This is a genomic window from Prevotella sp. MGM2, assembly GCF_002933955.1.
Taxonomy (GTDB): domain Bacteria; phylum Bacteroidota; class Bacteroidia; order Bacteroidales; family Bacteroidaceae; genus Alloprevotella.
The window spans coordinates 1-1,448 of the sequence record NZ_BEWW01000023.1 but is presented as its reverse complement, the minus strand read 5'-3'; the positions used below and the strand labels follow the sequence as shown (position 1 = coordinate 1,448).

General features: G+C 50.3%; 1 pseudogene. It reads right to left on the bottom strand.

Annotation, left to right across the window (positions count from 1 at the left end):
* Positions 1 to 1,448: pseudogene (locus C5S62_RS13420) on the bottom strand (hypothetical protein); the annotation flags it as partial.

Sequence of the window (1,448 nt, the reverse complement as noted above, 5' to 3'; positions counted from 1 at the left end):
CACACATAGTATTTGTCTTGGTTCTTGTAGTCGTTTACACCCTTGTACCATCCATGCCCGAGTAAGTGCATGATGTCGTAACCGGCACCGGCCACGTCTGCAAGGTCAATCTCGCTGCCGTCAAGCATGAAATTGAAGTTGGCACGGCTGAGGCGGCGCAGTTCAAGACGCTGTGCTTTGGCATTGTAGTCTGCTCGGCAAGCCCATGTGTTTTCAAAGATGCGCAATGGGTGTCCCGACCGCTTATAGGCAGCGGAGAACAAAGCACCGGTGAGGTTATCGAGGTTGCCCCATTTTTCACCCGGTGCATCTACCACATCTGAACATTTCACCAATGAGAACTGCGAGTTGTAGAGGTCAAGCGCAGGGAAGTAGGCTTTAAGGCTGTTAAGACCTGCCACTCCGTCCACATCGTTATCTTCTATCAACTCTGCCAATATCCAACGACCTGTGAGGCCGGAGCATTGTTTGCCGATACCTTCAACGGTTTTGTCGGCGGCAATGTCGTTGCCGTTCTCATCGAGGCCGAAAGCATTGGTCGCTTTCAACGAGCGCAGAATTTCAACACTTGCGGTGATGTTCACATCGCGTAGGCCGATACTCTTGATATGTCCTGCTTCGGCTACGATGTTCTTAATCATAGCCATTGCATCAATCTTCGGGCAACCGCTAATCATGAGCTTGGTTACATTGCTCAGTCCTGCAATCGTCAGCCCTCCCGGATAAGAGAGATTAGGAAGATTGACAAGAGAGATTTCGGTCATGGTATCTGGCAGTTCCAACACGCTAACGGGCGATGTCTCAGCAACGGAGCAGTTTTGCAGAGGTGTTCCTGTTGCTCTGATTATCTCTAATCGAGGACAGGTGCTTGCATCAATGCTTGCTACGGTTGTGTTGCGCACATCAAGCTCTCGCAGGAACGGCAGAGAGCCGAGGGGCATTGAGCTGATAGGTACGGCGGAGCCGATTGAAACGTCTTGTCGGTTCTCGCTACCGATTACAATCTTCTCGGCGAGAGTCATTACTTGGAAGTTGAAGCTGCTGTCAAGGCTTATCTCACTAAGGTCTATCTCTGCAATTCGGTCGGCTTGGTAGATGTATAACAGAGCATACTCCGTGTGACTGAACTTGGTAAAGTAATGTTCCTGTCCTGCTTCGAGGAACACAACCTCGTCAAGTTGTCCGCTTGCATCGTGGCCGACACCAAAGTAGCCGGTCTTTGCGGCCACTATGCGGATACGTGCATTGCTGCTTGCGCACGATGTACGACCGCTCAATACTCCGCTGAAGAATTGGCCTGTTTGATAGTAGCCGTCACGGATGCGCCAACGCTGTTCAATGAACTGCGGCAGAGCTGTAAGCCCCAAACCTTGCAGAGCATAGAAGTATATATCATCGCTTTTGACAACGCTTTCAATATACTTGCGTTCTCCGTCATAGGAAGATAT